The sequence below is a fragment of the Streptomyces sp. 13-12-16 genome (genome assembly GCF_002114215.1).
Taxonomy (GTDB): Bacteria; Actinomycetota; Actinomycetes; order Streptomycetales; family Streptomycetaceae; genus Streptomyces.
In genome coordinates, this window is sequence record NZ_NCTE01000245.1 from 1 (window position 1) to 2,768 (window position 2,768).

General features: G+C 67.4%; 2 protein-coding genes. Both read right to left on the reverse strand.

The features are described 5' to 3' along the window. Window positions 1-171 precede the first annotated feature (171 nt). Entirely contained in the window at window positions 172-477 is a 306-nt protein-coding gene (locus tag B7767_RS11000; RefSeq protein WP_085572039.1) for a hypothetical protein, read from the reverse strand. Window positions 478-509: 32 nt separating this feature from the next. Then, window positions 510-2,714, reverse strand: coding sequence for a glycoside hydrolase domain-containing protein (locus B7767_RS11005; protein WP_085572040.1), 2,205 nt, complete (start codon window positions 2,712-2,714; stop codon window positions 510-512). Window positions 2,715-2,768: the final 54 nt, after the last annotated feature.

The window sequence follows — 2,768 nt, forward strand, 5'->3', positions numbered from 1 at the left end:
CGCCGCGGGCCCGGTCGGCGCGCCGTCCCGGGGGCCGGCCAGGGCGGTGCCGGGGGCGACGAGCCCCGCGGCGACCGCGGCGGTGATCACTCCGGTGGACTTCACCAGGACCCGTCTCGACATGCCGTTCACGTTGCCGCGCCTCTCGGTGTGCACGTCATTGTTCCCTTCTCACGGTGAGTAGATGATGAGCGCCGTGGTCGGCAGGAAGGTGGCCACGACGCTGAGCAGCCAGTAGGTGCGGGGTGCGAGCGGACTGCGGCGCCTGAAGGGGCGGTTCACGGCCAGCCAGAGCAGGACGTACGGGACCACGATGACGGCGGCGACCGGCAGCCAGAGCACCATGGGGTCGTCGTCCGTCGGTTCGGGACCGCCCGCCCAGCTCGCCGCGAGGAACCACAGCAGCCAGATCGGTATCACGCCCGGGACGCCGAGGAGCACGTTGACACCCAGGGCGACCTGCCACCGTCCGGTCATCGAGGCCGGCCCTCCTTCGTCCGCCGCCGCCACTAGCCGCGCGACAACGCGTTGTACTGCTCCAGGACGTGGTACAGACCCATCAGCTCCCGGCCGTACTGCTCGGCGTCCGGACCGGTGCCGTTGTACTGGCCGAGCACGGCCTCCGTGAGGTGGACGCTGCTGTTCAGGCCGGGCCGGTCGATGCCGAGCAGCTCCGAGTTCCAGATCAGCACGTAGGCGACGGTGCGGACGTTGTACTCCTGGTCCTCGTGAAGCTGGTACCAGACCTTGCGGAGGTCGGCCGAGGACTCGTAGTCCATCCCCTCGCCGTTGATGATGCCTTCACCGATGCAGTAGTTGCGGGCCTTGATGGCGGTCGCGGCGAAGATCTGTCCCCAGCCGGTGCTGCAGTCGTCCCTCTCGCCCGCCTTGACCGCCGCGTCGGCGATGAAGTCGAGCGGGTTGAGCTTGCGCAGCTCCCACAGGACCGGCGCCTGGATGAGCGCCTTGCGCATCCGCAGCGACCGGGCCAGCGAGGTGAACAGCCAGTCCGCGTCCATCACCGCGTTGAACGCCTCGGTGGTGGAGATGCCGCCGAGGGAGGCCCAGTCCTTGTCGGTCCAGCCGTCACCGCCGGTCTCCGGGACGCCGATCGACTCCAGGTACGCCTTCACGTCCTGGAGCAGCGGGGCCCGGTAGGCGTCCTTGTCCAGGTCGGTGTCCAGCTCGTTGAGGTCGGCGCCCGGGTTGAAGTCGCTCTGGCCGTAGTCCCGTCCGGACGCGATGTTGTTGTCGATCTCGATCGAGCCCGAGCCCGAGCCGACCGTGATGGTGGAGATCTGGTCGAACGCCCAGTTGGTGGGCAGCGGGTAACCGAGGTTGCCGGAGAAGCCGCTGGACATGTCGCAGACGAAGCTCGTCACCGCGTAGCCGGCGTCGGAGACGCGCTGGCAGACGTTGCGCGGGCCGTAGATGCCGACGCGGTAGCCGGAGTTCTCGCTGACGGTGCGCATGATCGCGCGGAAGTGCGGGATGACGTAGTCGGTGACCTCGCCGTCCATCGCGTCGTAGTCGACGGCGAAGTAGATGATGGTGCCGGCCTTGAAGCCGTGGTACCTGGCCCACTCGATCGCGCGGAACGCGTCGATGGTGCCCTGGTTGTGGCTGAAGTAGTCCGCGGACCGGCTCCACGTCTGGAAGATCGGGAAGCAGCTGAGCCCGTACTCCTTGATGGTGGCGAGCTCGCCCGGCTGGATCTGCTTCTCCGGCAGACTCGTGGCGGAGGGGTTGAAGAGGTAGCGGCCGATGTACCGGTAACCTGCGTCCTTCAGGGCCTGCGCACGCGCGGGCGTGATCTTGGTGACGCCGTCGCAGGCCGTGCCCCTGCGGGACTGGTCGCCGTAGGAGACGAGCAGCGAGGCCCAGGTCTGGAAGTCGCCCTTGCCGGTGACGGGGAGCTTGCTGAAGGACTGGAAGGTCTCCACGCCGGACTGCACCGTGGAGGTGAAGTCGCCGAAGGGGACGTTGCGCTTGTTCAGGATCATGGCCGCGGTGAAGAGCTGCGCCCAGACGCCGGTGGTGCCGTTCGACACGGTGTGGCTCTTCAGGCCGGACTGGGTGCCCGGTCCGAACACGCCGTTGGCGACGCCGTCCGCCATGCCCAGCTCGTACTGGATCGCGAACAGCATCGACTTGGCCACGTCACGGGAGTGGTGGCCGTCGCAGGGGATGATGTAGAAGTCCTTGCGCAGGATGTACCGGCCGTTCAGCCACTGCTGGATGGAACGGATGGTGTCCGAACCGTTGCTGACGGTGACGTAGGCGTCCATGTTGAACAGTCCCTTGACCACCTTGGGCCACAGGGAGCTGCCCGGGTAGGTGCCCGAGACGCCCATGTTCTGGTTGAGCTTCACGACCGCGGCCTTGACCCGGTCGTTGTACTGTCCGTCGATCTCGCCGCCGTCGTAGCCCTTGCAGTACAGGGCGGACTGGATGATGCGGCAGAAGTTGGCCGACGGGATGGTCGTCTCGTCGAGCTTGCCGTACAGCTCCCCCAGCTTCCCGAGGGTGGTCGGGCCGAAGGAGTTGGACAGGGCGGTGATGCCCATCTCGTACTGGAGCGCCCGGGTCAGGGCGTACATCACGGGCCAGCCGGTCTGGCCGTTCTCGCTCAGCTTGGATATGCCCAGGGTCGCGCCGTCGTTGTACGTGGTGTTGATGAATCTCTGGGCGCGAAGCACCATCTCGTCAGCCATGGCTCCGTCTCCTCCTGTCGGTCCGGCACGGACGGGCCCTGTGGGGCCCGCCGG

Bases quoted from the DNA above. Each gene is read 5' to 3' on its own strand.
- B7767_RS11005 (WP_085572040.1), bottom strand. From the start codon at position 2,714: ATGGCTGACGAGATGGTGCTTCGCGCCCAGAGATTCATCAACACCACG.
- B7767_RS11000 (WP_085572039.1), bottom strand. From the start codon at position 477: ATGACCGGACGGTGGCAGGTCGCCCTGGGTGTCAACGTGCTCCTCGGC.